We start from the raw sequence: 20,933 nt of genomic DNA on the forward strand, positions 1-20,933 counted from the left end.
TCAGCCAGCGGTGAAGTGCTCGGGGAGGTCCGCCTCGGTGAGCACGGTCGGCAGCCCGAAGCGGGCGAACATCGCGGTGTCGAAGAACGCGGCGACGTGGGCCACCCGGGTGCCGTCGAGCTGGAGCACCTGGAGGTGGAAGGGCGTGTAGGTGCCGTCCGGCTGCTTCAGATAGAGGCCGAAGGCGGGCTGGCCGTTGGCGGTGGTCGGCAGCATCGGCATGTCGTGGAACTCGCCGGGGCACTTGCTGGCGATCAGGTCCCCGATGTTCTCGTTGCCGACGTACCAACCGGTGAACGGCGGCATCTCCCAGATCGCGTCGCGCTTGAGCATGGAGACGATGGCGTCGACGTCCTTGCGCCAGAACGCGTCGACGTAGGCGTCGAGCACGGCCTGCTGCTCGGGCGCCACGGTGGTGCTGGCGTCGTCGGCGCTGAGGTGCGCCTCCTCCATCTGGGCATGCGCCCGCTGGAGCGCGGAGTTCACCGCGGCGGGAGTGGTCTCCAGGGCCTCGGCGACCTCTTTGGCCGACCAGCGCAGCACGTCGCGCAGGATCAGCACGGCGCGCTGGCGGGCGGGAAGGTGCTGGAGGGCGGCGACGAAGGCGAGCCGGATCGAGTCGCGGTCGGTGACCACGACGGCGGCGTCCGGCACCGGCTCGAGCCAGGGCACCTCGTTGTCGGAGATCAGCTCGTCGGAGGCCTGCGCGTCGGCGGTGCCGAGCCCGGTCGGCAGCGGGCGCCGGACCCGACCCTCGAGGTTGGTCAGGCACACGTTGGTGGCGATGCGATAGAGCCAGGTGCGCACCGAGGACCGGCCCTCGAAGTTGTGGTAGGCCTTCCAGGCCCGTAGATAGGTCTCCTGGACGAGGTCCTCGGCCTCGTGCACGGAACCGGTCATCCGGTAGCAGTGCGCGATCAACTCACGGCGGTAGCCGTTGGCGACGTCCTGGAAGTCCGTCTCGATGTCTTGTGTGGTGGTCACGCCCGCCTCCTGGTGCGAATCAGTCTGCCGCACGTACCGACCTGCGGACAACGAGAAATTCATCGAACCCGGCGACTTCGTCCCGCGCGATGACTTCTGGACGACTGACCAGTCCACCTCTGCATCAGCCACACACTCCAGCAAGGAGGACCCATGGGTCGCATGATCTTCCCGAACCTGCCGGTCAAGGACGTCCCGAGGACCGTCGAGTTCTGGACGCGTCTCGGCTTCGAGTTCAACCACGAGTTCAGCAGCCCGGAGGCGGCCTGCCTGGTCATCAACGAGCAGGCCAGCGTGATGCTGCTGTCGGAGCGGTTCTTCCACGGCTTCCACGACACGGCCGGCCACACCGGCACGGAGGTGCTGATGGGCCTCGGTGTCGAGAGTCGTGAGGAGGTGGACCGGCTCTGCGACGCCGCGGCGGCCAACGGCGGCAGTGCCGATCCCGAGCGCACCGGCCAGGGGTCGATGTACGGCGGGTGCTTCCGTGACCTCGACGGTCACATCTGGGAGCCCCTGTGGATGGCCACGAGCTGAAGCGCCCGCTCGGCGGCGGGAACGGCCAGCTCGCGGTCGACCGGCACCAGGCCGATGCGGGTCCGCCGGTCGAGCAGGTCGTCGACGTCGATCGCACCCTCGTGGGTCACGCCGAAGATCAGCTCGGCCAGGGTGGCCGGCACGGTGGCGGCGATCGGTGCGAGCAGCTCGTCGTCGGAGAGACCACTGACCTCGCGGGCGTTGTCGAGCACCAGGCGGGCCTCGGCGCCGAAGCGCCGCACCAGCCGGGCCGGCTCTTCGAGCTGCGCGAGCGCGGCGCGCGGAGCGGCCCCGACCAGCGGCAGGTTGCGGGTGCGGCAGTGGCCGTCGGCCAGGTGCGTGGCGTCGACGGCGTCCTCGGCCATCTGACGGTACGTCGTGAGCTTGCCGCCGACGATCGTGATCACCCCGGTCTCGGAGGTGAGCACGGCGTGCTCGCGGGAGAGGTCGGAGGTGCTGCCGTCGCTCGGAGTCCGGGTCCACCGACCTCTCGCCTGCTGCGCACCGCCGTCGGCGGGTCCGGACTGCAGCAGCGGGCGCAGGCCGGCGTACGCCCCGATCACGTCTGAGCGGTGCAACGGCCGGTCGAAGGCGGCGGCCACCACGTCGAGCAGGAAGCCGATCTCGACCTCGGACGGCTCGGGTACGTCGGGGATCTCGCCGTCGATCTCTTCGTCGGTGAGGCCGACGTAGATCGTGCCGTCGGGCTGGGGCAGCACCAGCACGAAGCGGTTGGAGGTGTGGGGGATGGGTGCGGTCACCGCCGTGGTGAGGCCGGGGAGGGTGTCGGCGCGCAGCACGAGGTGGGTGCCACGGCTCGGCTTGAGCTTGACGTCGACGATGCTGCCGGCCCACACGCCGGTGGCGTTGATGACCGCCTTGGCCCGGATCGTGTGCTCGGCGCCGCTGGTCTCGTCGCGAACGACCACGCTGGTGCCGGTCGCGCTGAGCACTCGCGCGTGGTTGCGGACGTCGGCGCCCTGGGCGACCGCCGTTCGGGCGATCGCGGTGACCAGCCGGGCGTCGTCCTCGAGCTGGCCGTCCCAGGAGAGCAGCCCGCCCCGCAGGCCGGCGCTGCGCAGTGACGGCGCCAGCCTGAGGGTTTCGGTGCGGGAGATGCGGCGCGGCTTGGGCAGGGTGTCGGCGTCCGTGCCGGCCTTGCGCCGCAGCAGGTCGCCGGCGAAGAATCCGGCCCTGGCCAGGGCTGCCTGCGGGCGACTGACACTCGACATGAGTGGCAGCAGCATCGGCATGGCATGCGTGAGGTGTGGGGCCGTGGTCTCCATCAGGATGCCGCGTTCGACCGCGCTCTCGTGGGCCACACCGAGCTGCAGCTTGGCGAGGTAGCGCAGGCCGCCGTGCACCAGCTTGGAAGACCAACGCGAGGTGCCGAAGGCAAGGTCGAACGCGTCGACCGCGACGACGCTCAGTCCGCGGGAGGCCGCGTCGAGGGCGACGCCGGCGCCGGTGATGCCCAGGCCGATCACGACGACGTCGGTCTCGTCGGGCAGGTCGGCGACACCGGTGCGGATCCTGGGGTCGGTGACGGGGACGGTCATGGTGTCAGGCCTCCGGTGATCAGGTCGGCGAGGGCGGCGCTGAGGTCACCCTCGGAGATGGCGTCGTCGGCCATGGTGTGGGCCGAGAGTGTGAAGCCGTGGGCGGCCAGCAGCACGGTGCGGGCCAGGAGCTGGGAGTCGCCCGCCCGGACGTGTCCGGCCTTCTGCCCGGCCGCGATGCGCGGCTCGATCAGGTCGAGGATCAACTGCTGGGAACGACCGCGGCGGACCAGCAGGTAGGGCAGCAGGAGCTCGGGGTCGACGTCGAGGATGCGCCGCATCAGGGGGTTCTCGCGCAGCGCGCCGATCGCCGCGAGGATCCCGTCGGCGATGCGCCGTGGGGTCGGTGAGTCGTCGGGAGCCTCAGGCACTGCGGCCACGACGCTGCCCCACTCGCGGGTCATCAGGTCGGCCAGCAAGGTCTGCATGTCGGGCCAGGCCCGGTAGATGGTCATCCGCGAGACGCCCGCGCGGCGGGCCACCTCGGTCAGCGTCGTGCGCTTCCAGCCGAGGTCGAGGATGCAGCCGCGGGCCGCGTCGAGATAGAGGTTGTGACGGGTTGACGTCATGTGTCACACTGTAACACATGAGCACTGAGATGCACCCTTCCCGCTGGGGCAACCCGGCCGAGGCCGCCGCCCTGCCCGAGTCCACCCGAGGGCTGGTCGAGCTGGCCCTCGGCGTCCGTGAGACGCCCGCCGTCGAGCAGGTCTCCCTGCCGCCTGTCGGCCTGGCCGACGACGTCCTCTCCGAGCTGCGTGAACTCCTCGGCGACGACTTCGTGCTCACCGACGACGAGCACCGCCGGGTCCGCACCCGTGGCAAGTCGACCCCCGACCTGCTCAAGGCTCGCGCCGGCGATCTGACCGACGCGCCCGACGCTGTCGTACGCCCGGCGACCCACGGCGACGTCGTCGCGCTGATCGAGCTCGCCGTGCGCCACCACATCGCGCTGGTCCCGTTCGGCGGAGGTACGTCGGTCACCGGCGGCCTCGTCGCCCGACGCGAGGGCTACGCCGGCGTCCTCTCCGTCGACCTGATCCGCATGAAGGGGATCCGCGAGGTCGACAAGGTCTCGATGACCGTCGTCCTGGAGCCGGGCCTGCGTGGTCCGGAGGCCGAGGCACTGCTCGCCGAGCAGGGCCTGATGCTGGGCCACTTCCCGCAGTCGTTCGAGTTCGCCACCATCGGCGGGTTCGCCGCCACCCGCTCCAGTGGTCAGTCCTCGGCCGGCTACGGCCGCTTCGACACCATGGTGGTGGCGCTGACCATGGCCACGCCGCAGGGCACGCTCGAGGTCGGCAGCTCGCCGGCCAACGCCGCCGGCCCCGATCTCCGCCAGCTCGCGCTCGGCTCCGAAGGTGCCTTCGGCATCATCACCGCCGTGCGGGTGCGCGTGAAGGCGCTGCCGGCCGAGAAGGTCTACGAAGCCTGGCAGTTCCCGTCGTTCGACGCGGGTGCCGACGCCATGCGTCACCTGTCGCAGAACGGCCTCATGCCGACTGTGCTGCGGCTCTCCGACGAGAACGAGACCGCCCTCAACCTGGCCTCGCAGTCCGAGGTCGGCGGCGACTCCGCGGGTGGCTGCCTGATGATCGTCGGGCACGAGGGCGTCTCCGTCGCGGCCCGCCAGGCGCTCGTCGGTGCCGCCCTGGGTGAGCTCGGTGGCACCCGACTCGGTGAAGAGCGTGGCGCGGCCTGGGCGGAGGGTCGCTTCCACGCGCCCTACCTCCGGGACTCGCTGCTCGACGTCGGCGTGCTCGTCGAGACCCTTGAGACCGCGACCTTCTGGTCCAACCGTGACCGTCTCTACAAGGCGGTCACCGCTGCGCTCACCGAGGCGCTGGGTGAGAAGACCCTGGTGCTGTGCCACATCTCGCACGTCTACGAGACCGGGTGCTCGCTCTACTTCACGGTCGCGGCCCCGCAGGCCGACGACGCGCTCGAGCAGTGGCTCGCCGCGAAGGCCAGGGCGAGCCAGGCGATGATCGACGCAGACGCCACGATCACCCACCACCACGCGGTCGGCACCGACCACAAGCCCTGGTTCGCCCAGGAGATCGGCGAGGTCGGCGTTCGGATCCTGCGTGCGGTCAAGGCGGATCTCGACCCGACCGGTGTGCTGAACCCCGGGGTGATGATCCCGTGAACCGCAGCTTCTCGTTCCTGGTCAACCCGGCCTCCGGTGGCGGGGCCGCCCCGGGTGCCGTCGTACCCGTCGCCCGCGCCCTGCGCGATGCGGGCGCCGTGGTCGACGTGACCTACTCGCCGGGCCCCAAGGCCACCCACGACCTGGTCGCCGGCGCCGTCGGCCGGGGCGAGGTCGTGGTCTCGGTCGGTGGCGACGGCATGCTGTCGTCGATCGCCGGCGAGGTGTCGCGCCTGGGTGGCACTCTCGGCATCGTCCCGGCCGGTCGTGGCAACGACTTCGCCCGCATGCTCGAGCTGCCGGCCGAGCCCGACGCGATCGCGAAGATCCTGCTCGAGTCCGAGCCGACGCCGACCGACATGGTCCGCGCGTCCCTGCCCGACGGCACCACCCATGACGTGGCCGGGTCGGTCTACGCCGGAGTCGACGCGAAGACCGCCGACCTGGTGAACAAGATGCAGTGGCTCCCGAAGAAGCTGCAGTACCCCGCGGCAACGGTGCGGGCGCTGGCCACCTTCAAGGCCGCGACCTACACGGTGACGGTCGATGGTGCCGATCACACGTTCGACGCCGCCACCGTGGTGGTCGCGAACTCCGGCTACTACGGCAAGGGCATGCACATTGCGCCCTCCGCGTCGGTCGACGACGGTGAGCTCGACGTCGTCGTCATCGAGGCGGCCGGCCGGTTCGACATGATCCGCTCCTTCCCCAAGGTGTACGACGGCAGGCACGTCGAGCTCGACCAGGTGCACGTCTTCCGGGGCAGGTCGGTGACCCTGACGGCGCGTCCGGGTGTGGTCATGGGTGGCGACGGTGAGCCGCTGGGCGAGTTGGCCGGCGCACCGGTCCGCATCGACGTTCTCCCCGGCGCGGTCAACGTCCTGCGCTGATCCGGCTCAGTGGCCGCGCAGGCGCGCCAGTCGTTCCCGGACCCGCCCGGTGAGCGATCGCCTCTCCGGCCGGGTCCGGGCGGCCCGGCGTACGACCTTGGCATGCTGCCTGGCCGTCTGCCGCTCGCGCCGGAGCGCCATCCTGATCGCGCCCTCGACGGCCTGGGCGGCGGCATCGAGGGAGATGAGGGTCGGCTCGGGGTCGGTGCTCTCGGCGACGTCGACCCGGTCGAGCAGGTCGACGTCGCCGATCACGCTCACCCCCAGACTCCGGAGCCCGTCGACGCGTTGCCGGTTCAGCTCGCGGAGGCGATCGGCCGCCCAGTCGGGCACGGCGGGAATCCGGGCGTCACCCGGCCCCGGGGCGCCCCGACGCATCCGGAGGGCCACGCCGTTCTGCACCAGCTGGTGGTAGACGTCGTCGGGCCAGTCCTGCTCGTCGAAGACCCGGTTGATCCGCCGCACCAGCTCGGCCTCGGGCATCGTGAGTGAGCGGTTCGAATGGTCGCTGGAGAGATCCAGCAGGCCGTCGGGCAACCCGAGCAGCCGCTCGAATGCGTCGGGCACCCCGCGTCGCTGGGACTCGTCGGCGACGATGACCGTCACGTTCTCCAGACCCGCGTGTGCGGCCCACCGCTCGACCACCGACGGTGTGCTCTGCGGCACCCACACGCGGCGGTGCCGGGCGCCGCCGGTCGGTGCCAGCACCAGACGAAGCCAGTCCTGGTAGGTCATCTGCAGGCCGGCCTTGACCAGCTCCTGCCAGTACGACGGGAGCAGCCGGTCGTAGCGCCGGGCCACCATCAGCACGTGGGGCATGGCCTGGCCCAGGTCACGCACGGCGCGTCCGGCCTGCTCGTCGTCGGCGCGGGCCAGGTCTTCGTTGCTGATCAGCACCGTGGTGTCACCGGCGGCTCGCACCTCGTCGACCAGATCGGTCCAGGCGCTCGGCGAGGGCGTGGGACGGCCGCGCGGCGCGCTGCCGAGCAGCGCCCACCCGGCCTGGCGTGGGCGGACGTCGTCGCCGGCGTAGTGCACCCCGTGCTCGAGCAGCCTCTCGCGTGAGGCGTGGAGCGCGTGCTGCACGGCGGTTGATCCGGTCTTGGGCGGGCCGATGTGGATCACCCGACTGCCTCGGGGCAGGGGAGCGGGGCCGGCGGGGCTCATGGTGCTGCACCTCGAATGCGACGCGACGAAATCCTTGACGTGTCAGTCACCGTAGCCGGATCTCACCGGGTGCGGATCAGAAGGGCCGGTGCTCCCGGTGCAGCTGGATGACCATGCGGTCGACGTCGTCGGGAGCGCTCGCGTCGTACCAGAGCTGGGTCTCCTGGCCGTTCTCGATCGGGTCACCCTCGCGGATCAGGAGCCGCTTGCGCACCCGGTGCGTGGTGCCGGCGGTGTCGGTGAACTCGAACCAGACGAACGTGTTGACCATGTTGCGCTCACCGATGGCGGCATACCCGCGATCGACGACGACGGCCATGGTGTGCGTGCCGGAGGTGATCAGGTCTCGCTCGCGATTGGCCTTCGCGCGGTGCTTCCTGCCCGAGACGGAGGCCAGGAACCACACCAGTGCCGCGGCCGCGAGCAGGACGAGGGCAACCCAGCCACTGTGGTCGACCTCGAGGGCCAGGCCGCAGAGCAGCACCCCCAGCGCTCCGCCGGCGAGCAGGGTCGCGGCAGCGTGCCACACCGTCAGTCCGCTGCGCGGATCGGCGATGCGGGACCAGGCGGTCAGCGCCGCGACGCCCACGACGAAGCCGAGGGCTGCCAGCCGCAGGCCGACGTCGGCCGCGCTCGCGCTGACCTGCTCGGAGCTCAGGACGGTGGCCAGGCCCCAGCCGACCATCACGCCGCTCACCAGCAGCACGGCCAGGTTGAGGACGGTGGGCAGGCCGCGCGTGGGGTGGGTCACCGGGTCATTGTGGCAAAGGTCCACAGCAGCAGCTCGGTCGGCGTCTCGCTGGTCACCCGGGCGCCTTCGTCGGTGAGCCTCGCGGCGTCGGACTCGGCCAGCCTCGTCGCCGCTGCACCCGCCACGAGCACCGATCCGCGTGCGACGAAGAGATGCGCGTGCGGGGTCTCCGGCACCTCAACCGACTGACCCGCGTCGAGGTGGGCTGCCCACAGCGTCGCTCCCGCGGCCCCGATACGGGCCGCGGCGTCGGGCTCGCTGCCCGAGGCCAGCGGTGTCCAGGCGCCACCCGGCGCCACGCTTCCCGAGCTGTACGCCGGCTCGCCCCCGGGCTCGTCGGGCAGCAGCCACGCCTGGAGGAACCGGGTCGGGCCCGAGGTCGGGTCGGAGATCTCGGAGTGAACCACGCCGGCCCCGGCACTCATCGCCTGCACGCGTCCGGGCTCGATCAGACCGCCGTTGCCGCGCGAGTCCTGGTGGCGCAACGCCCCGTCCAGCACCCAGGTCACGATCTCGAGATTGCTGTGGGGATGGTCGGGATAGCCGCCTCCCGGCTGCACCAGCTCGTCGTTGTGACACACCAGCAGACCGAAGCGCAGATTGGCCGGGTCGTAGTGCGACCCGAACGAGAAGGAGTGCCGCGTCGCGCGTCCTTCGCCGGTCGTGACGAAGCGCTCGCCGGCCCGATGTATCTGCACGCGACCAGCCTACGAGCACCCGGCTCGCGGGGCCGCCGACACCATCAAGCAGCAAGGTTGAGTGCTGAGGTGGTTGCCGGGGCGCCCACCTCAGCACTCGACCTGGTTCACAGGGCTGCGGCGGTGCGGGTGCCCTGCTCGATCGCGCGCTTGGCGTCGAGCTCGGCGGCCACGTCGGCCCCACCGATCAGGTGCACACCGGGGAGGTCGAGTGCTGAGGTGGTGGCTCCAGCAGCCACCTGGGCACTCAACTCGTCGTACAGGCCGCGCACCGACTCCTGCCCGGCGCACAGGACGACGTGGTCGACGTCGAGCACCTGCTGGCTGGTCTCGCCGGACGCCGAGGTGACCGTGATGTGCAGTCCGGCGTCGTCGACCGAGTCGTAGGAGACGCCCGGCACCATGTGCACGCCGGAGTCCTTGAGCACGGCGCGGTGCGCCCACCCGGACGTCTTGGCCAGGCCACGACCGATCGAGGTCGTCTTGCGCTGCAGCAGCCAGACCTCGCGGGGCGAGGTGCGCGGCTTCTTCTCGGTCAGTCCGCCACGGTGGATGGCCGGGTCGCCGACGCCCCAGTGCGCCATCCAGTCGTCGAGGTCGTCGCCGGCGTCGTGGGTCAGGAAGTGGCTGACGTCGACGCCGATGCCGCCGGCGCCGATCACCGCGACGCGTGCGCCGACCGTCACCGAGCCGTCGAGCACCTCGTCGTAGCGCACGACCTTGGTGTGGTCGACGCCCGGGAACGACGGCACCCGCGGGGTCACGCCGGTGGCGACGATGACCTCGTCGAATTCCGCCAGAAGCTCCGCGGTGGCCTCGGTCGAGAGTCGTACGTCGACTCCGAGCACCTCGAGGCGGCGGGTGTAGAAGCGCAGCGTCTCGCGGAAGTCCTCCTTGCCGGGGACCCGCATGGCCAGGCGGAACTGGCCACCGAGGGTGGCCGACCTCTCGAAGAGGGTCACCGCGAGTCCGCGCTCGGCCGCGGAGACCGCTGCGGAGAGACCGGCCGGTCCGGCGCCGACGACGGCCACCTTCTGTGCCGTACGGGTGGGGCTGAGCACGAGCGTGGTCTCCCGGCAGGCGCGCGGGTTGACCAGGCACGAGCTGAGCTTGTTGGCGAAGACATGGTCGAGGCAGGCCTGGTTGCAGGCGATGCAGGTGTTGATCTCGTCGGTGCGACCGGAGGCGGCCTTGTTGACGAGCTCGGGATCGGCCAGGAACGGGCGGGCCATCGACACCAGGTCGGCGCCCCCCTCAGCCAGGATCGACTCGCCGATCTCGGGGGAGTTGATTCGGTTCGAGGCACAGACCGGGATGCCGACCTCGGGCCGCAGGCGCGCGGTGTAGTCGCGCCAGGCGCCCGGCGGCACCTGGGTGATGATGGTCGGCACCCGGGCCTCGTGCCACCCGATGCCGGTGTTGAGCAGGTCGACACCGGCCGCCTCGAGCCCCGTGGCGAGCTCGACGGTCTCCTCCCAGGTCTGGCCGCCCTCGACCAGGTCCAGCAGCGAGATGCGGTAGCCGACCATGAAGTCGGGGCCGACCAGCTCACGCGTGCGGCGCACGATCTCCAGCGGGAACTGCATCCGCTTCTGCGCCGAGCCGCCCCACTTGTCGGTGCGGTCGTTGGTGCGCGAGGCCAGGAACTGGTTGATCAGGTAGCCCTCGGAGCCCATGATCTCGATGCCGTCGTAGCCGGCCTTCTGCGCCAGCCGAGCAGCCTTGGCGAAGTCGGTCGCGGTGCGGTCGACGCCGCGGGTCGACAGAGCGGTGGGCCTGAACGGGGTGATCGGTGACTTCCTGGTCGACGCCGAGACGCTGTACGGCGTGTAGCCGTAGCGCCCCGCGTGCAGGATCTGCAGGGCGATCTTGCCGTCGTGCTCGTGCACGGCGTCGGTGACCTGGCGGTGCCGCGCGGCGTGCAGTCCGTTCGACATCGTGGAGCCGAGCGGCTTGAGCTGGCCGCGGAAGTTGGGGGAGTAGCCCCCGGTGACGATCAGGCCGGCGCCGCCCTTGGCCCGCTCGGCGAAGTACGCCGCGAGCTTGGGCAGGTTCCAGAACGCGTCCTCGAGGCCGGTGTGCATCGAGCCCATCACCACGCGGTTGCGCAGCGTCGTGGTGCCGATCGTGATCGGCGCGAGGAGGTGGGGGTAGTTGTTCATCGCTCGGCTTTCGTGTGGGCGTCGATGTATTCGGTCAGCCAGTCGATCCAGAACTCCTCGAGGCGAATGCCGCCGCGGAGCACGAGGAAGACGTCGAGGTCATGACCGGAGAGTCCGGACGGGTCCGAGAAGTCGCGGGCTTCGAGGTGGTGGTAGAGCGAGAGCTTCTTCTGGTGGTCGTCGAGCTTCTCCCGAGCCTGGTCGAGGATCGCCGCGCGGTCGCCGTACGACGCCCCACGCATCTTCACCATCAGGTCGGAGCGGAGCGGGTCGCCGGACGTGGGTTCGGCCAGCCAGCGCTCGAGCTCGAGACGTCCCGGCTCGGTGACGTCGTAGACCTTCTTGTCGGGCCGGCCCTGCTGGGCGACGACGGTGGAGGTGACCCAGCCGTCCTTCTCCATGCGGCCCAGCACGCGGTAGATCTGCTGGTGGCTGGCGGTCCAGAAGTAGCCGATCGACCTGTCGAAGCGCCGGGTCAGCTCGCTGCCTGAGGCGGCGCGCTCGCTCAGCGAGACGAGGAGCGCGTGTTCGAGGGCCATGTCGACCATCCTGCGGCACCTATGCAACTAGTTGCAAGCCTGCGTGGCCGGGGTCACCTTGCGAAATACCCCCCAGGGGTATATCGTCCTGATCATGAACACGTCGTGGCGCATGGCAATGTCGGCCACCCTCCACTGCCTCACCGGCTGTGCGATCGGTGAGGTGCTGGGCATGGTGCTGGCCACCTGGTGGGGCTGGAGCGCGGGGCCGAGCGTCGTCCTCGCGGTCGCGCTGGCCTTCTTCTTCGGCTACCTGCTCACCTTCGTGGGCGTGCGCCGTGCGGGTCTCGACGTCCGCTCGGCGGTGCGTACGGCGCTGGCCGCGGACACCGTCTCGATCCTGGTCATGGAGATCATCGACAACACCGTGATGGTCACGGTGCCGGGCGCGATGGGTGCCGGCCTCGGCGCCTGGCTGTTCTGGGCGTCGCTGGCGTTCTCGCTGGCTCTCGCCTTCGTGCTCACGGTGCCGGTGAACAAGTGGTTGATGAGCCGGGGCAAGGGTCACGCCGTGGTCCACGAGATGCATCACGGTGGCGCCGACGAGCACGCCCACCACGCCCACTGAGTGATTCCGGCCGCCAATCGTGACAGTGGATCTGTCACAATCGGCGGCATGACTGTCGAACTTGGCCAGGGCACTGGTCCACTGCGTGGAGTGAAGGTCGTCGAGATCGCGGGAATCGGGCCCAGTCCGCATGCCTGCATGATCCTGGCGGATCTCGGTGCCGACGTGATCCGCATCGAGCGCCCCGGTGGCCAGATGCTCACCGGAGGCTCGCACGACCTGCTCAACCGCGGGCGCCCCAGCGTGGCGCTCAACCTCAAGGATCCGGCCGCCGTGGCCACGGTGCTCGACCTGGTCGAGACCGCCGACGTGCTGGTCGAAGGCATGCGTCCCGGTGTCACCGAGCGGATGGGCCTGGGCCCCGACGACTGCCTGGCGCGCAACCCGAAGCTGGTCTACGGCCGGATGACGGGTTGGGGTCAGACCGGCCCGTTCGCCCAGGTCGCCGGGCACGACATGAACTACATCGCGATCACCGGCACCCTGCACGGCCTCGGCCAGGACAAGGCGCGGCCGAGCTTCCCGGCCAACCTCGTCGGCGACTTCGGCGGCGGGTCGACGTACCTCGTGATGGGCATCCTGGCCGCGCTGCTGGAGTCGCGCACCAGTGGACAGGGACAGGTCGTCGACGCGGCGATCGTCGACGGCACCGCCCACCTGAACGCGATGACCGCGGCCTTCCTGGCCGGGGGCAACTTCCGCGAGGAGCGCGCCGCCAACCTGCTTGACGGCGGTGCGCCGTTCTATGACGTCTACGAGACCGCGGACGGCAAGCACATGTCGGTCGGCCCGCTGGAGCCCCAGTTCTACGAGGTGTTCGTCGACCTGCTGGAGATCAGGGAGACCGCTCCGGACCGCTACGACCTCGCGCAGTTCCCGGCTCTCAAGGCACTGATCGCCGAGCGCTTCGCCACCCGCACCCAGGCTGAGTGGGTCGATGTCTTCGAGGGCACCGACGCGTGCGTGGCCGGCATCATTCCGATCAGCGAGGCGATCGAGCACCCGCACATGAAGGCGCGTGAGGTGTTCGTCGAGCACGAGGGCATCACCCAGCCGGCGCCGGCGCCGCGCTTCTCCCGGACGGCGGCCACGCTGTCGTCGCCCCCCGCTCCCGGTGCCGGGGTGCACACCCGTGAGGCGCTGGCCGCCTGGGGCATCGCCGACGTCGAGGCCCTGATCGAGAGCGGTGCCGCGGTCCAGGCCTGAGCGGCACTTGTTCGGTATTCCGTAATTACGTAGTATCGACGGCATGGCCGAGCGAAGCGACTCCGACCCGCCCCGCGACGTCGGCGCGGAGCTGGCCGACCTGCGCGCCCGCGTGGAGCGGCTCGAGGTGAGCGCACACCCGCGGGTCGATCCCGTCTCGGGCCCCGACCCCGACACGTTCTGGGCGCTCGAGGGTGTTCGGACTCGTCGCGCCGACCACCCGGAGACCGCCGACGGCCTCGTGCTGCTCACCGGCTCGCTCAACCTGCCCACGGGTGAGCCGGTCGAGTGGCAGCAGGGGGCCGCCACGGCCGATCTCTTCGACACCGACTGGTCCGCTGCTTCCGCCCGCCTGGCCGCCCTCGGGCACCCGGTCCGCCTGGAGCTGTTGCGCGAGATCCTGCGCGGCACCCGGACGACATCCGCGCTGGGGGACCAGCTCGGCAGCACCGGCCAGCTCCACCACCACCTGAGGCAGCTGGTCTCCGCAGGCTGGCTGGCCCAGCGCGGCCGCGGAGCCTACGAGGTGCCGCCGGGTCGGGTGGTGCCGTTGCTCGCGATCCTGACGGGAGTCTCCTGATGCTCGATCTCCTCCAACGACAGGCCACGCACCTCTTGCTGGGCGGCCTCGTGGTCTCGGTGGGCCTCGCGGTTGCCGACGACGTCACCGACCTGCCGTCGTGGACCGGCCCCGTGAGGCTGGGTGCCACCGCGGTCGTCGTACTCGCCCTGGCCCTGGTGTTCCTGTTCCCCGGTGGCGACCTCGACGGTGACCCGATCGTGGTGGCCAGTCCGGTCCGCGGCCGATGGATGGCGATGAACTCGCCGGCCACCAAGGTGCCCAGCCACGGCATTCGCTCCTACGGGCAGGCCTTCGCGATCGACCTGGTCCACGAGCCGCACGACGGCCCGGCCCGGCCGCAGTTCGGCACCGGCCCCGGCATGTCCTCGCCTCGGGGGTATCCGGCGTTCGGCCAGCCGGTGCGGGCGATGATCGGGGGCACCGTGGTCCGGGTGCGGGACCGGCAACGCGACCACCTGACCCGCACCCGCTGGTGGGCGGTGGCGTTCATGATGCTCGAAGGTGTCTTCCGTGAGCTGCGCGGCTCCAGTGGCGTGGTCGGCAACCATGTCGTCATCGATCGCGGTGACGGGGTCTACGCCCTGGTCGCGCACCTGCGCCGCGGGTCGGCCGGGGTTCGGGTCGGCGACCGGGTCGCGGTGGGCGACCCGATCGGTGCCTGCGGCAACAGTGGCAACACCAGTGAGCCCCACGTGCACGCCCAGTTGATGGACCGGGCCCGGGCCAGCGTGGCCCGCGGTGTGCCGATGGCCTTCGCCGACGTCGAACTGGAGGGCGGTGGCGGCAAGGTCTCAGCCGGGCTGCCGGAGAACAATCGGCACCTGGTCAGTCCAGGCGTGTCCTGAGCAGGCAGAACTCATTGCCCTCGGGATCGGCCAGCACGTGCCAGTGCTCGTCGCCGGTCTGACCGATGTCGGCCGGGCGGGCGCCGAGGGCGAGCAGCCGCTCGAGCTCGGCGGCCTGGTCGCGGTCGGTCGGGTTGACGTCGATGTGCAGTCGCGACTTGCCCGGCTCGGGCTGGTCGCGTCGGCTGAGGATGATCGTGGGCTGCGGCCCGCCGAACCCCTCGCGCGGACCGATCTCCAGGGTGCCGTCGTCCTCCTGGTCCAGGACGACGAAGTCCAGGACCTCGCACCAGAACCTGGCGAGGACCTCGGGTTCGCGGCAACCGAGCACGAGCTCACTGATACGACATGCCATGGGCGAAGTTTGTCAGGTGGTCAGGAACTCGGCCAGTGACGCGGTCTCCGGTGTCCGGCTCGCCTCGGCCAGGGCGGCCTCGAGGACGCGATCGTGGTCGGGCCGTGCCTTGGTCAGTGCCTTGCGTCCGGCCGCGGTGAGCTCGGTGTAGATGCCGCGACGGTCGTCGGCGCAGAGGATGCGGGTCAGCAGTCCGCGACTCTCGAGTCGGTTGACCAGTCGTGTGGTGGCGCTGGGGGAGAGTGCCGCAGCGCGGGCCAGCTGGGACATCCGCATGTGCCAGCCGTCCTGACGGGACAGGGCGTCCATGACGGTGAACTCGACGACCGAGAGGCCGTGGCCGCTCGAGAGCTCCTTCTCGAGGCGCGCCTCGATCATCTGGTGCAGGGCGGCCAGTCGGCGCCAGCCCTGGGCGCGCACCTGGACTGCTTCATCACTGATCCCCATGCGGCCATCATAGCGGTCGTTTGCAATAACCCGCGCGCGCAACTACTCTTCCGAGAACGTTGCACACGCGGCATATTGCACACGCAAGGAGAATTCATGAAACCCGGACTGCTGGCCCTCGCCGTGGGCGGCTTCGGCATCGGACTCACCGAGTTCGTCATCGCCGGCCTCCTGCCGGAGGTCGCCGCCGACTTCGAGGTCAGCGAGGCCACCGCCGGCTGGCTCATCTCGGGCTATGCGCTCAGCGTCGCGGTCGGGGCGATCCTGCTGACCGCGGCCGTCGTACGCCTCCCGCGCAAGCAGGTGCTGCTCGGCCTGATGGTGCTCTTCATCATCGGCAACCTGGTCTCGGCGCTGGCCACGTCGTACGACGCCATGCTGGCCGGGCGGGTGATCGCGGCCCTGTGCCACGGCGCGTTCTTCGGCATCGGATCGGTGGTGGCCGCCTCGCTGGTCGAGCCCGCCAAGAAGGCCGGCGCGATCGCGCTGATGTTCGCCGGTCTGACCAGCGCCAACGTCCTCGGCGTGCCGGCCGGAACCCTGCTCGGCCAGGCCGCCGGCTGGCGCTCGACGTTCTGGGCGATCACCGCGATCGGCATCGTCTCATTCGTCGCGATCGCCGTCCTCGTCCCCGGTCGGGTGGCCGGCGCCGAGGCGCCACCGAGCCTGCGCCACGAGCTCGGCGCGTTCCGCAGCGGCCAGGTCTGGCTCTCGTTGACCGTCACCGTGCTCGGCTTCGGCGGCATGTTCGGCGCATTCACCTACATCGCCTACACGCTCACCGGGGTCAGCGGGTTCGCCGACTCCTGGATCCCCTGGCTGCTGGTGCTCTTCGGGGTCGGGCTCTTCGTCGGCAACCTCTTCGGCGGTCGTGCCGCCAACAAGGATGTCGCCCGCACGTTGTACGTCGTCCTCGGCGCCCTGGCCGTCGTGATGGTCTTCTTCGCGCTCGCCGCCGAGAGCAAGGCGCTCACCGTGGTGGCGCTGTTCCTGATGGGTGCCTTCGGGTTCGCCACCGTCCCGGGCCTGCAGATGCGCGTGATGGAGCACGCCGGCCGGGCGCCGACCCTCGCCTCGGGTGCCAACATCGGCGCCTTCAACCTCGGCAACGCCATCGGCGCCTGGCTGGGCGGGCTCACGATCAGCGCCGGCCTCGGCTACGTCTCGCCGCTGTGGGTCGGCGCCGGACTCACGCTCGCCGCTCTCGTTGTCCTGGCCGTCGCCGAGACGAGCGTGCGGACTCCCGTGCCGGTCGGCGACCCCGTGCCGGCCCCGTCCCGGGCCGAGCTGCGCCCGTAGACGAGTCTGGCGGGATGCCCCGCGGTCTCCTAGGTTGGTGGCACGTCGACCAATTTCTCGGGAGTGGACATGACCGCAATCTCGCGACGCACCCTCATCGTTGGTGCCGCATCATTCGCCGGAGCGCTGGGCGCCGGCCTTGGCCCGGGGCTGCTGAACCCTGCCGTCGCCGCGAGCCTCAAGGACGGCCGCTGGTGCAATCCGACGCGTGGCTACACGGTCAGCGGAGGAGAGTTCGGCACGCCTCGGGGTGGGTATCCCCACGCGGGCCGCGACCTGGCCGCGCCCCGCTACCGCTCGATCCATGCTGCCGCGGGCGGCACGGTGTATCGCAAGGGCTACAGCAACGTGCTCACCGGACGCCACGGATACGGCGTGATCGTCAGCCACGGCGGCGGCGTCTACACCTTCTACGGGCACATGAACGAGAACTCCCCGATTGCCGTCGGCGCCAAGGTCCGCCCCGGACAACGCATCGGCCGTGTCGGGAACACCGGCACGAGCGGCTACCACCTGCACTTCGAGGTCCACTCCGGTGGGTTGGGCGCGGTCGTGGAACCTCGAGCCTGGATGAAGAACCGCGGGGTGATCCTCGGCGGAGACATCGGCACGGGTGGCCCGGGCTACGGCTGGCCCTACCTCAATGACGGACAGAGTGTCTCGGGCGTCGACACGGTCAAGGTGATCCAACACCTGCTGAACCACCGTGGCCACGGCCTGCTGGTCGACGGCAACTTCGGGTCGACGTCGGGCGCCGCGGTCAGGGCGTTGCAGAAGAAGTACGGTCTCGTGATCGACGGCGATGTCGGTGCGAAGACCTGGGCCAAGCTGGTGGTCACGCCCGCTCGCGACGCCACCAACAACGCGATCAAGGGGATGCAGACCGCGCTGCGCAAGCACTCCTACTCCCAGGCCGTCGACGGCGGCTTCGGCAGCGTGACGTATGCCAACCTGCGGGCGTTCCAATCGGCGATCGGCCTGGTGGTCGACGGATCGTGCGGCCCGAAGACCTGGCAGGCCCTGGTGGGATGAGTCACCATCGCCCGCTGGAAGTCGTGTCTGCACTCTGCGACGGCGCGGGTGATCTGTCCGTTTCGGGTTAGGTTGTGCCGCAGCACTGACCGCAATCCGACGGAGCAACGTGAACTTCAAGGCCCCCGCCATCGACCGCGAGGCCGTCCTCCCGGCCGTGATCGGCACGATCCCCAGCGGCGTCGCGTTGCTGACGGGTCGGCCGCGACTGGCCGCCGGGCTGCTCGCCCTGCCCGCCGGGCTGGTCGCCTTCTTCCGTGACCCCGAACGCAGTGCCGACCACACCCGGGTCGACGAGGACACGGTCGTCGCCCCGGCGGACGGCAAGGTCATGCACGCCGGACCGGGCCAGGAGGGCGTGGCCCCGGCCGGCGACTGGCAGCAGGTCAGCATCTTCCTGTCGCTCTTCGACGTGCACATCAACCGCGCGCCGTACGGCGGCACCGTGGAGTCGGTGACCTATCGACCGGGCAGGTGGCTGGCGGCCTACAAGTTCGAGAGCGCCTTCGAGAACGAGCGCAGCGACATCGTCATGAACCGCGTCGTGCGAGGCGAGAAGCGCACCTACGTCTTCCGTCAGATCGTCGGCCTGGTGGCGCGTCGCGTGGTCACCCGCATCAAGGCCGGCGACGAGATCGGCACCGGGCAGCGCATCGGGCTGATGAAGTTCGGCTCCCGCATGGACGTCTTCCTCCCGCCCGGCGTCGACCTGCACGTCAAGGAGGGCGACCGCACGGTGGCCGGGGAGACGGTGCTGGCCACCTGGCCGGGAGCCGGCCGATGATCGAGGCGCCCACCCGGCGCAGGCTCTTCAAGCGGTGGCGCATCGAGTCTCACTCCGGCGCCGATGTGGTGTCCCTGCGCCAGCTCAGCGCCCGCGAGCAGCTGCGGGTCACCTCGCCGAGCCTGTTCACCACCGCCAACCTGGGCTGCGGATTCTCCTCCGCCCTCCTGGCCACCTCGGGACACTTCCAGTTCGCGGCGATCCTGATCGCCGTGGCCATCGTGATGGACATCGCCGACGGTGCGGTGGCCCGATTGGTGGGAGCGACCTCGCCGTTCGGGATCCAGCTCGACTCCCTGGCCGACCTGATCTCCTTCGGCGTCGCCCCGGCCGTGCTCGTCTACACCTGGGTGCTGCCCGAGTGGCCCGTCCCGGCGTGGATCGCTGCCTTCCTGTGGCTGGCCTGCGCGGCCTTCCGGCTGGCCCGGTTCAACTTCACCATCGACCCGACCGACGACAAGCGCTACTTCATCGGGCTGCCCTCCCCGGCAGCGGCCGCGGTCGTGATGGCGACCGTCTTCGCGCTGAACAACCCCGACGTGGCCGGCCCCGACTTCCGGGTCGGCCCGGCGATCCTGATCCCGGCGCTGATCAGCCTGGTCCCGGCCTGGCTGATGGTGAGCACGATCCGCTTCCGTTCCTTCCGTGACCTGGTCACCCCACGCACGAGCGAGGCCCGCATCACCACGGGTTGTGTCGTGCTCGCCGTCGCGGGCGGGCTCGTGATCGCTCCCGCCACCACGGCACTGACGGTGGCCTACTGCTACGTCCTGACCGCACCGCTCGGCGTCCTCACGGCACCGTTGCGGCGACGCTGGCTCGGGCCGGACTCGGTGGCACCGCCTCGTCAGCGCCAGCAGTCAGTGTTCCTTCCCCTGGCCGGCGACGACGACAGTGCGCCGGCCGACTGCGCCACGGACTGACGACTCGCCCGACCAACCGATTGCGGGTCCGGAGGCCGGGAAGAAGCTGACGTCACGATCGGCGCTCAGGAGCTCCTCGACCCCGTGCCCGAGACGGACGGCACCGCTGCGCGGCATCGTGCACCTTGGGGCCGACGACACCCGGTCGCAGCAGCTGGGCCATCTGGCGACGTGACCGGCGGGCTCGCCGAGCGTGGTTGCTCCCGCTGCGCACGTGCGATTCCGCTCAGCCCAGCGCGATCGTCGCCTGGAGCACGAACTCCGGGTCGGCCAGCCGCTCGCCGTACAGCTCGCGCAGTCGGCCGACGCGGTAGCGCACGGTCTGCGGGTGCACGAACAGCGCCGCTGCGATGTCGTCGCGACGGCCTTGGTGGAGCAGCCAGGCGCGCAGCGTCTCGGTGAGCTTGTCGACCGTCGAGGGACGCAGGTCGGCCATCGGTGCCAGCACCCGCTCGCGCAGGTCGGCGTACGACGACTCGTCGGCCGTCAGCACCAACGCGACGAGGTGGTCGTCGGTGTCGACCGATGAGTCCTCGCCGCCCAGGCCGAGCGTCAGCGTCCGCACCGCCCGCAGGTACGACGCCCGCCCGTCCAGCCAGGTGCGCGCCGGGCCGACGGCCGCGACCCGGTCGCCGATCAGCTGCACGAACCGACCGCGGGCGCCCGCGCTCAGGTCGGCCACGAGGACGACGGTCATGTCGGGCAGGTCGGGGAGGCCCTCGACCTCCGTGCCGCCGACCAGGGCGCGGGCATCGAGGTGCGGCCGCAGGGTGCCCAGTGCCGACTCGGGCGCGATCACCGCGGTCAGCGTCGTGGGCGGTGTCCAGTCGGCGCGCTCGGCCAGGAGGTGCAGCGCGTCGGGGTCGAGCCCGGCCACGATGCCGTCGGCCAGCCGCTCGAGGTGCCGCTCGCGGACCCGTCCGGAGGTGGCCAGCTCGTCGGCGTGCCCCGAGACGCTCACGGCGGACAGCTGGTCGATGTAGTCGAAGACGAGCTCGGCGAACCGGGCGAGCTCCGCCGCGGGCAAGCCGGCCTCGACCGCACTGGTGCTCAGGTCGTGCCAGGCGGTGCGAGCCCCCACCCGGTAGGCGGCGGCCAGGGCATCCATGCTCCGGCCGCTCCTGGCCTCGCCCCTGCCCAGGGCGTAGGCCGCCTCGAAGACCGACTCCACCCGGTTGCTGAGTCCGGCGCCGGCCGGTTCCGCGGTCATGTCCAGGAAGCCGCTGAGGGCGATGGTCACCGCGCTCTCGATGTTGCGCCCCATCCGGCCGCGGAACGGCTCGGAATAGCTGGGCACCTCGTGGATCACGGCCGCGACCACCCGCTCCGCGCACCCGGCCAGCTCGCCGCGCATCGCGACGATGACGTCGTCGGGGAGACGCAGGCCACTCAGGCGCACCTGCCGGGACTCGGTCATCGGGCCTCTTTCACTCGTGGTGAACAAAAGACTACGCC

Annotated in this window: 22 protein-coding genes; 11 read left to right on the forward strand and 11 right to left on the reverse strand. The window is 70.7% G+C overall.

Translation table 11 applies throughout. The annotated features are described in order from the left end of the window. The gene (locus tag NJ4_RS20675) at positions 1-1,047 is read right to left on the reverse strand and encodes a sigma-70 family RNA polymerase sigma factor (protein WP_082748963.1); all 1,047 of its coding nucleotides are present in this window, start codon (positions 1,045-1,047) and stop codon (positions 1-3) included. Between the two features lie 90 nt (positions 1,048-1,137). Here NJ4_RS20675 and NJ4_RS20680 point away from each other — a divergent pair, with 90 nt between their 5' ends. Further along, positions 1,138-1,521 carry a VOC family protein gene (locus NJ4_RS20680; protein ID WP_067439793.1) on the forward strand — a complete coding sequence of 128 codons (384 nt, stop codon included), beginning with the start codon at positions 1,138-1,140 and terminating at the stop codon, positions 1,519-1,521. Here NJ4_RS20680 and NJ4_RS20685 read toward each other — a convergent pair. Beyond that, entirely contained in the window at positions 1,485-3,080 is a 1,596-nt protein-coding gene (locus tag NJ4_RS20685) for a glycerol-3-phosphate dehydrogenase/oxidase (protein ID WP_067439798.1), read from the reverse strand. The two genes, NJ4_RS20680 and NJ4_RS20685, sit on opposite strands and share 37 nt — an antisense overlap. Then, entirely contained in the window at positions 3,077-3,649 is a 573-nt protein-coding gene (locus NJ4_RS20690) for a TetR/AcrR family transcriptional regulator (RefSeq protein ID WP_067439802.1), read from the reverse strand. Before NJ4_RS20690 ends, NJ4_RS20685 begins: the two co-directional genes overlap by 4 nt. Positions 3,650-3,666: 17 nt before the next feature. On the opposite strand from NJ4_RS20690, the gene NJ4_RS20695 reads away from it, so the two are divergent. Further along, entirely contained in the window at positions 3,667-5,229 is a 1,563-nt protein-coding gene (locus NJ4_RS20695) for an FAD-binding oxidoreductase (RefSeq protein WP_245644650.1), read from the forward strand. Beyond that, complete coding sequence (locus NJ4_RS20700; RefSeq protein ID WP_067439813.1) at positions 5,226-6,119, forward strand: diacylglycerol kinase family protein; 894 nt, start codon at positions 5,226-5,228, stop codon at positions 6,117-6,119. The genes NJ4_RS20695 and NJ4_RS20700 overlap by 4 nt, the downstream gene beginning before the upstream one ends. Positions 6,120-6,125: 6 nt before the next feature. On the opposite strand, the gene NJ4_RS20705 is transcribed toward NJ4_RS20700, so the two are convergent. From NJ4_RS20705 to NJ4_RS20725, 5 genes are all read right to left on the reverse strand, one after another. Next, on the reverse strand, positions 6,126-7,286 hold the full coding sequence (locus NJ4_RS20705; protein ID WP_157551257.1) for a hypothetical protein: 1,161 nt from the start codon (positions 7,284-7,286) through the stop codon (positions 6,126-6,128). A gap of 76 nt (positions 7,287-7,362) precedes the next feature. Then, positions 7,363-8,037 carry a hypothetical protein gene (locus NJ4_RS20710; RefSeq protein WP_067439821.1) on the reverse strand — a complete coding sequence of 225 codons (675 nt, stop codon included), beginning with the start codon at positions 8,035-8,037 and terminating at the stop codon, positions 7,363-7,365. Next, complete coding sequence (locus tag NJ4_RS20715) at positions 8,034-8,735, reverse strand: pirin family protein (RefSeq protein WP_067439824.1); 702 nt, start codon at positions 8,733-8,735, stop codon at positions 8,034-8,036. The genes NJ4_RS20710 and NJ4_RS20715 overlap by 4 nt, the downstream gene beginning before the upstream one ends. A 107-nt stretch (positions 8,736-8,842) precedes the next feature. After that, positions 8,843-10,897, reverse strand: a complete 2,055-nt coding sequence (locus NJ4_RS20720; protein ID WP_067439827.1) for an NADPH-dependent 2,4-dienoyl-CoA reductase — start codon at positions 10,895-10,897, stop codon at positions 8,843-8,845. After that, positions 10,894-11,436, reverse strand: coding sequence for a PadR family transcriptional regulator (locus NJ4_RS20725; protein ID WP_067439888.1), 543 nt, complete (start codon positions 11,434-11,436; stop codon positions 10,894-10,896). Before NJ4_RS20725 ends, NJ4_RS20720 begins: the two co-directional genes overlap by 4 nt. 94 nt (positions 11,437-11,530) lie before the next feature. Between NJ4_RS20725 and NJ4_RS20730 the strand changes: the two genes are divergently transcribed. From NJ4_RS20730 to NJ4_RS20745, 4 genes are read left to right on the forward strand one after another with little or no spacing between them, the layout of a single operon-like run. Beyond that, entirely contained in the window at positions 11,531-12,004 is a 474-nt protein-coding gene (locus NJ4_RS20730) for a DUF4396 domain-containing protein (RefSeq protein ID WP_067439831.1), read from the forward strand. 48 nt (positions 12,005-12,052) lie between these two features. Next, positions 12,053-13,210, forward strand: a complete 1,158-nt coding sequence (locus NJ4_RS20735; protein WP_067439834.1) for a CaiB/BaiF CoA transferase family protein — start codon at positions 12,053-12,055, stop codon at positions 13,208-13,210. 43 nt (positions 13,211-13,253) lie between these two features. Next, the gene (locus tag NJ4_RS20740; protein WP_067439838.1) at positions 13,254-13,790 is read left to right on the forward strand and encodes an ArsR/SmtB family transcription factor; all 537 of its coding nucleotides are present in this window, start codon (positions 13,254-13,256) and stop codon (positions 13,788-13,790) included. Next, positions 13,790-14,638, forward strand: coding sequence for a M23 family metallopeptidase (locus tag NJ4_RS20745; RefSeq protein WP_067439841.1), 849 nt, complete (start codon positions 13,790-13,792; stop codon positions 14,636-14,638). Before NJ4_RS20740 ends, NJ4_RS20745 begins: the two co-directional genes overlap by 1 nt. On the opposite strand, the gene NJ4_RS20750 is transcribed toward NJ4_RS20745, so the two are convergent. Together NJ4_RS20750 and NJ4_RS20755 are read right to left on the reverse strand one after the other, a co-directional pair. Next, complete coding sequence (locus NJ4_RS20750) at positions 14,619-14,993, reverse strand: VOC family protein (RefSeq protein ID WP_067439844.1); 375 nt, start codon at positions 14,991-14,993, stop codon at positions 14,619-14,621. The two genes, NJ4_RS20745 and NJ4_RS20750, sit on opposite strands and share 20 nt — an antisense overlap. A gap of 12 nt (positions 14,994-15,005) precedes the next feature. Further along, the gene (locus NJ4_RS20755; protein WP_067439847.1) at positions 15,006-15,440 is read right to left on the reverse strand and encodes a MarR family winged helix-turn-helix transcriptional regulator; all 435 of its coding nucleotides are present in this window, start codon (positions 15,438-15,440) and stop codon (positions 15,006-15,008) included. 96 nt (positions 15,441-15,536) lie between these two features. On the opposite strand from NJ4_RS20755, the gene NJ4_RS20760 reads away from it, so the two are divergent. The 4 genes from NJ4_RS20760 (at position 15,537) to pssA (ending at position 19,478) form a co-directional block, all read left to right on the forward strand. After that, on the forward strand, positions 15,537-16,739 hold the full coding sequence (locus NJ4_RS20760; RefSeq protein WP_067439850.1) for an MFS transporter: 1,203 nt from the start codon (positions 15,537-15,539) through the stop codon (positions 16,737-16,739). 69 nt (positions 16,740-16,808) lie between these two features. Next, positions 16,809-17,771: a peptidoglycan-binding protein gene (locus NJ4_RS20765; protein WP_067439854.1), complete on the forward strand. Its 963-nt coding sequence runs from the start codon at positions 16,809-16,811 to the stop codon at positions 17,769-17,771. Between the two features lie 109 nt (positions 17,772-17,880). Further along, a complete protein-coding gene (locus tag NJ4_RS20770) occupies positions 17,881-18,555 on the forward strand; it encodes a phosphatidylserine decarboxylase (protein ID WP_067439858.1) in 675 nt (224 codons plus the stop codon). Continuing rightward, positions 18,552-19,478 (forward strand): CDP-diacylglycerol--serine O-phosphatidyltransferase, encoded by a 927-nt coding sequence (gene pssA, locus NJ4_RS20775; protein WP_067439863.1) that lies wholly within the window; start codon positions 18,552-18,554, stop codon positions 19,476-19,478. The genes NJ4_RS20770 and pssA overlap by 4 nt, the downstream gene beginning before the upstream one ends. 226 nt (positions 19,479-19,704) lie before the next feature. Here pssA and NJ4_RS20780 read toward each other — a convergent pair whose 3' ends face one another. Next, the gene (locus tag NJ4_RS20780) at positions 19,705-20,895 is read right to left on the reverse strand and encodes a PucR family transcriptional regulator (RefSeq protein WP_067439867.1); all 1,191 of its coding nucleotides are present in this window, start codon (positions 20,893-20,895) and stop codon (positions 19,705-19,707) included. Positions 20,896-20,933: the final 38 nt, after the last annotated feature.

The sequence above is a fragment of the Nocardioides jensenii JCM 1364 = NBRC 14755 genome (assembly GCF_001552535.1).
Taxonomy (GTDB): Bacteria; Actinomycetota; Actinomycetes; order Propionibacteriales; family Nocardioidaceae; genus Nocardioides; species Nocardioides jensenii.

Excerpts from the sequence above, each read along its gene's own strand:
- pssA (WP_067439863.1), top strand. The coding sequence starts at position 18,552 with ATGATCGAGGCGCCCACCCGGCGCAGGCTCTTCAAGCGGTGGCGCATC.
- NJ4_RS20725 (WP_067439888.1), bottom strand. The coding sequence starts at position 11,436 with ATGGCCCTCGAACACGCGCTCCTCGTCTCGCTGAGCGAGCGCGCCGCC.
- NJ4_RS20695 (WP_245644650.1), top strand. The coding sequence starts at position 3,667 with ATGAGCACTGAGATGCACCCTTCCCGCTGGGGCAACCCGGCCGAGGCC.
- NJ4_RS20750 (WP_067439844.1), bottom strand. The coding sequence starts at position 14,993 with ATGGCATGTCGTATCAGTGAGCTCGTGCTCGGTTGCCGCGAACCCGAG.
- NJ4_RS20705 (WP_157551257.1), bottom strand. The coding sequence starts at position 7,286 with ATGAGCCCCGCCGGCCCCGCTCCCCTGCCCCGAGGCAGTCGGGTGATC.
- NJ4_RS20765 (WP_067439854.1), top strand. The coding sequence starts at position 16,809 with ATGACCGCAATCTCGCGACGCACCCTCATCGTTGGTGCCGCATCATTC.
- NJ4_RS20690 (WP_067439802.1), bottom strand. The coding sequence starts at position 3,649 with ATGACGTCAACCCGTCACAACCTCTATCTCGACGCGGCCCGCGGCTGC.
- NJ4_RS20740 (WP_067439838.1), top strand. The coding sequence starts at position 13,254 with ATGGCCGAGCGAAGCGACTCCGACCCGCCCCGCGACGTCGGCGCGGAG.
- NJ4_RS20735 (WP_067439834.1), top strand. The coding sequence starts at position 12,053 with ATGACTGTCGAACTTGGCCAGGGCACTGGTCCACTGCGTGGAGTGAAG.
- NJ4_RS20745 (WP_067439841.1), top strand. The coding sequence starts at position 13,790 with ATGCTCGATCTCCTCCAACGACAGGCCACGCACCTCTTGCTGGGCGGC.
- NJ4_RS20720 (WP_067439827.1), bottom strand. The coding sequence starts at position 10,897 with ATGAACAACTACCCCCACCTCCTCGCGCCGATCACGATCGGCACCACG.
- NJ4_RS20680 (WP_067439793.1), top strand. The coding sequence starts at position 1,138 with ATGGGTCGCATGATCTTCCCGAACCTGCCGGTCAAGGACGTCCCGAGG.
- NJ4_RS20730 (WP_067439831.1), top strand. The coding sequence starts at position 11,531 with ATGAACACGTCGTGGCGCATGGCAATGTCGGCCACCCTCCACTGCCTC.
- NJ4_RS20675 (WP_082748963.1), bottom strand. The coding sequence starts at position 1,047 with ATGAATTTCTCGTTGTCCGCAGGTCGGTACGTGCGGCAGACTGATTCG.
- NJ4_RS20760 (WP_067439850.1), top strand. The coding sequence starts at position 15,537 with ATGAAACCCGGACTGCTGGCCCTCGCCGTGGGCGGCTTCGGCATCGGA.
- NJ4_RS20755 (WP_067439847.1), bottom strand. The coding sequence starts at position 15,440 with ATGGGGATCAGTGATGAAGCAGTCCAGGTGCGCGCCCAGGGCTGGCGC.
- NJ4_RS20780 (WP_067439867.1), bottom strand. The coding sequence starts at position 20,895 with ATGACCGAGTCCCGGCAGGTGCGCCTGAGTGGCCTGCGTCTCCCCGAC.
- NJ4_RS20685 (WP_067439798.1), bottom strand. The coding sequence starts at position 3,080 with ATGACCGTCCCCGTCACCGACCCCAGGATCCGCACCGGTGTCGCCGAC.